The 4,675-nt window shown below is 73.6% G+C and carries 4 protein-coding genes and 1 pseudogene; 3 read left to right on the top strand and 2 right to left on the bottom strand.

Annotated elements, in window-relative coordinates:
- Window positions 1–262 (bottom strand): annotated as a pseudogene (locus AB0I76_RS22805) (hypothetical protein); the annotation flags it as partial.
- Window positions 263–399: 137 nt separating this feature from the next.
- Entirely contained in the window at window positions 400–1,578 is a 1,179-nt protein-coding gene (locus tag AB0I76_RS22800) for a snapalysin family zinc-dependent metalloprotease (protein ID WP_357038875.1), read from the bottom strand.
- Between the two features lie 270 nt (window positions 1,579–1,848).
- Between AB0I76_RS22800 and AB0I76_RS22795 the strand changes: the two genes are divergently transcribed.
- The 3 genes from AB0I76_RS22795 to AB0I76_RS22785 all read left to right on the top strand — a co-directional run bounded on the left by AB0I76_RS22795 (window position 1,849) and on the right by AB0I76_RS22785 (window position 4,632).
- Entirely contained in the window at window positions 1,849–2,454 is a 606-nt protein-coding gene (locus tag AB0I76_RS22795; RefSeq protein WP_357038872.1) for a hypothetical protein, read from the top strand.
- Window positions 2,455–2,537: 83 nt separating this feature from the next.
- Window positions 2,538–3,218: a response regulator transcription factor gene (locus AB0I76_RS22790; protein WP_357038869.1), complete on the top strand. Its 681-nt coding sequence runs from the start codon at window positions 2,538–2,540 to the stop codon at window positions 3,216–3,218.
- A 13-nt stretch (window positions 3,219–3,231) separates the two neighbouring features.
- Window positions 3,232–4,632, top strand: a complete 1,401-nt coding sequence (locus tag AB0I76_RS22785; protein ID WP_357038866.1) for a HAMP domain-containing sensor histidine kinase — start codon at window positions 3,232–3,234, stop codon at window positions 4,630–4,632.
- Window positions 4,633–4,675: the final 43 nt, after the last annotated feature.

Here is a 4,675-nt window from a genome sequence, read left to right as displayed (position 1 = left end):
CGACGGAGGACGGCCGGGTCGCGCCCGGCGTCGGTCCGGCCGAGCGGGACAGCGGGGGCGACGGGTCGGACGGGCTCGCCGTCGGGGAACCGACCGACGGGGTCGCCGAAGGTGCCGGGGTGGCGTCGGCACCACCGGGCAGCAGGCCGTCGACCAGATCCCCGACACCTCCGAGGAGGTCACCGACCGGGCCGGTGGAGCCGGACGGCGTCGGGGCGGGAGCGAGCGCCAGGATGAGGGCGAGTACGGCGGCGGCGGGCATGAATCACCTCGGAGGAGATCAATGTCCGGGGCACCGTACCGCAGACCGGTGATCAAGTGGTGACGGCGTGACACGCCCCGGTCGTCCGGCGAGGCCGGACGACCGGGGCGCGCGGACGCCGCCGGTCGCGGTCGACGTCAGAGCGGCAGACCGCCGACCTGCGTGTTGATCCAGGACCGGATCGAGGGCAGGTCGCCGTAGATGGACGGTCCGGTGGCGCACGTCGAGTTGTTGTTGCCGGAGCGGCTGGTCGCGCCGATCAGGTTCCACACCCCGTTGATTTTGCGGACCTGCGGGCCGCCGGAGTCGCCGTAGCAGGCGCCGGAGTTCCCGCCGGTGTTGTTGGTGCAGATCTCGTACGGGCCGTTGATGCCGATGCAGCGGCTGTCCGACACGATCGACGTGTCCAGTTCGTGTGCGACGGTCGGCGCGGAGCCGCAGCCCCGGTACGGGCAGGTCAGGCCCCAGCCGATGATCCGGGTGGCGGTGCCGACCGCGCCGGAGGTGCTGGGGATCGGTGCCGGTGCGTACCCGACCGAGCTGGAGAGTTGCAGCAGCTTGACGTCGATCGTCGGGTGGCTGACCGACCGGGTCACGCCGACCACCGTGCCGCCGCTGGTGCGGTTGACGCTGCCGACCCGCACCGACGAGGGCGTGGAGCAGTGCCGCGCGGTGACCACCCAGTTGGCCTTGACGAGGGTGCCGGTGCAGCCGGAGGTGTAGACCAGCCACGGGTAGTTCTCGGTGGCCGGTCGACCGCCGACGACGAACGGCGTGACGTCGAAGTCGTACGCGCCGGCGGGTGCCGCCTGCGACGCGGCCAGGCTGCCGGCGAAGAGCGAGTTGACCCGGCTCGCCTCGGTGGAGCTGGGGTACGCGTTGCGGCACGAGATCGGCGCGCTGCTGCCGGACATCAGGTCGGAGCAGAGGCCGGTACGCCGGTCGGGCAGCCCGAGGATGTGGCCGAACTCGTGGCTGGCGATGCGGGTGCGGTCGTACCCCTGGTTGACGGCGGTCCAGCCCATCCAGATCCGGCCGGAGCCGAGGCCGGTCACCTGCGCCCGCGGCCACCCGCTGTCGACATAGATGGTCACGCTGGCCGGGGTGCCGGGGACCAGCCGGACGTTGGTGACCCGACTGTTCCAGATCTGGGCGGCCTGGTCGAAGTTGGTGCGGAACTCGCCGGCCCGGCTGGCGTCGTAGTAGACGGTGCGGGCGGCGGAGGCGGGCGCGCCGGTGGCGACCTGCACCCCGGCCGCCGCCAGCACCGCCGCCAGCACGGCACCGGCCGCGCGCAGCAGTTGTCGTCGGATCATCACGCACTCCCCTGCGGTGATCGGCGGCCCGAGGCCGCCCACTCATTGATGTGCGTGAATGTTAGATCGAGAAGTCTCGATGTCCGACATACCGGAAGCGTCATACCGACGCCGCCGCCGACCCCGATCTCGACCCCGGTCGTCAGCTGTTACCCGGCCGTTACGGCTCGGCGAAGGTCCGGTGGCGTAGCCGCTCCACCGTGGAGCCCACACCGCTACGGCGACGCGGCCGGAGGGTGGTGACACAGGAGATAGACCGAGGAGGGCATCATGCGGATCAGGAGTGGACTGACGGTCCTGGTGGTCGTGCTCGCCGGACTGGCCGCCGGTGGCGGCACGGCCGGCGCGGGCACGGCGACGACGGGCAGCACGACGGGTACGACGAGGGCCGCGGCGACCGGGTCGCCGTACTGCGGGATCACCTGGGGCAGCGCGGAGAAGACCGCCGGCGAGCTGAGCGGCGCGCCCCTGGTCGCGGTGCGCGCCGGCCGGCACGACTGCTTCGACCGGGTGGTGTTCGAGTTCGCCGGTGCGGTCGAGGGCTACTCGATCGCGTACGGGGAGACCTGGACCGACGGCGAAGGGCTGGCGCTGTCGCCGTACACCGCCGGGGACCAACTGCTGCGGGTGTCGTTGCGGGCCCCGGCGTACGACGACGACCACCTGGCCACCGTGCCGTACCGGGTCGGCGACCGCGCGGCGAACGTCCTGCGGTACCGCACCCTGCGGGACGTGGTGTTCGGCGGCAGCTTCGAGGGCTACACGACCTTCGCCGTCGGGGTACGAGCCCGGCTGCCCTTCCGGGTGTTCGTGCTGGCCGGCCCCGGCACGCACAGCAGGATCGTGCTCGACGTCGCCCACCAGTGGCAGGAGTAGGTCACGTGACCGACCCGGGCGGGCCCTCCACACCGGCCGTTCCGGCAGGTCACGGCGGGCCCGCCCGGCGCTACGCTGACGGCATGGACGGCCGCCTGCTGGTGGTCGAGGACGACGCCTCCATCCGGGAGGTCGCCGCCCTCGGCCTGCGCCGGGCCGGCTTCGGAGTGGAGACCGCCGTCGACGGGCGCGCGGGCCTGGCGGTGTGGCGGTCGCGTCCGGTCGACCTGATCGTGCTCGACGTGATGCTGCCCGGCCTGGACGGCCTGGAGGTGTGCCGGGAGATCCGCCGCACCAGTCAGGTGCCGATCCTCATGCTCACCGCCCGCACCGACACCGTGGACGTGGTGGTCGGTCTGGAGTGCGGCGCGGACGACTACCTGCGCAAGCCGTTCGACCTGCCGGAGCTGGTCGCCCGGGTGCGCTCGGTGCTGCGTCGGGTCACCGGGCCGACGGCCCACACGACGATCGAGGTGGGTGGGCTGACCATCGACCCGGCGGGTTTCACCGCCCGCCGGGACGGACGCGAGCTGCCGCTGACCGCCACCGAGTTCCGGTTGCTGCTGGAGCTGGCCCGCCGCCCCGGCCAGGTCTTCACCCGCGAGCTGCTGCTGGAACAGGTGTGGCAGCACGGCTTTCTCGGCGACTCCCGGCTGGTCGACGTGGCGGTGCAACGCCTGCGGGCGAAGGTCGAGGTGGACCCCGCGCACCCCCGGTTGATCCGGACCGTCCGCGGGGCCGGCTACAAGCTGTCCGCGACCTGAGCCGGGTGCCGGGATGCGGGCGACGGGAGCGGTGGCGCCGGGTCGACTGCGCCGCCGGCTGACCGTCGCCTTCCTCCTCGTGGCCGGAGTCTCCGCCGGGTTGCTCGCCGGTGGCGCGTACCTGCCGCTGCGGCAGGCCCGCTTCGACGGCTCACTCCAGCAGGCCGCGGCCGACGCCCGCTACCAGCTGGTCCTGGCCGGACAGTTCGTGCCGTTGACCGAGCAGCGCCGCACCGACCTGCTGACCAGCTTCGAGGGCAGCGGCCGGCACGTGGTGCTCATCGACGGCGAGGCGTACCCGTCGCACCCCGGGTACGCGCCGTCGTTGGGGGCGCGGCTGCGGGCCACGGTCGCGGCCGGCCAGCTCGGGTACGAGCGGACCGCGCCGGAGGTACGACCCCGGCTGCTCACCGTCGGCGGGCGGGTGCCGGGCTCCACCGCCGAGCTGTACGTGGTCACGGTCGAGGACGACATCGCCGCCGGCCTCGACCAGCTGCGTACCGCGCTGCTGGCCGGCTGGGTGTCGGTGGTGCTGCTCGCCGCCGGGGTGGGTCATCTGCTGGCCCGACGGACGCTGGAGCCGGTCGGCCGGGCCAGTCTCGCCGCACGGGCGCTCACCGAGGGGTTGCTCGACACCCGGCTGCCGGTGCGCGGGCGGGACGAGTTCAGCGCGTGGGCGGCGTCGTTCAACGAGATGGCCGAGGCGCTGGAGGGGAAGATCGAGGCGCTGTCCCGCGCCCAGGACCGGGAGCGGCGGTTCACCGCCGACGTCGCGCATGAACTGCGTACGCCGGTCACCGCCCTGGTGGCCGCGGCGTCGCTGCTGCGCGACCACCTGGACCAGCTCCCCACCGACGCCCGGCGGCCGGCGGAGCTGCTGGTCACCGACGTGGTGCGGCTACGCCGTCTGGTGGAGGACCTGATGGAAATCTCCCGCCTGGACGCCGGCCGGGAGGTCGTCACCGTCGTCCCGGTCGACGTCACGGCCCTGCTGCGCGGGCTGGCACGGCAGCGCGGCTGGGTGGACCGGGTCACGGTCACCGGACCGTCCACCACCCTGCCCACCGACCCGCGCCGGCTGGAACGGATTCTCGCGAACCTCGTCGCCAACGCGGTGGAGCACGGCGGTGGCGAGGCCCGGGCCACCGTCACGACCACCGGCCCGTCCGTCGTCGTCGAGGTCGGCGACGAGGGGCCCGGCATCCCCGCCGACCACCTGCCCCGGATCTTCGACCGCTTCCACAAGGTGGACGCGGCCCGGTCGGGACGGGGCAGCGGCCTGGGGCTGGCCATCGCGTGGGAGAACGCGCGCTTGCTCGGCGCACGGCTGGACGTGCGCAGCGCGCCGGGCGCGGGCACGTGCTTCACGCTGGAGCTGCCGACCGCCGGAGGCGAACCGGGCGGTGCGCGATGAGGCGCCGTACCGTCGCGGTGGTGGCGGCCGTCGCTCTCCTGGC

Source organism: Micromonospora sp. NPDC049799 (assembly GCF_040656655.1).
Lineage (GTDB): Bacteria > Actinomycetota > Actinomycetes > Mycobacteriales > Micromonosporaceae > Micromonospora.
This window is presented reverse-complemented; position numbering and strand designations above follow the sequence as displayed.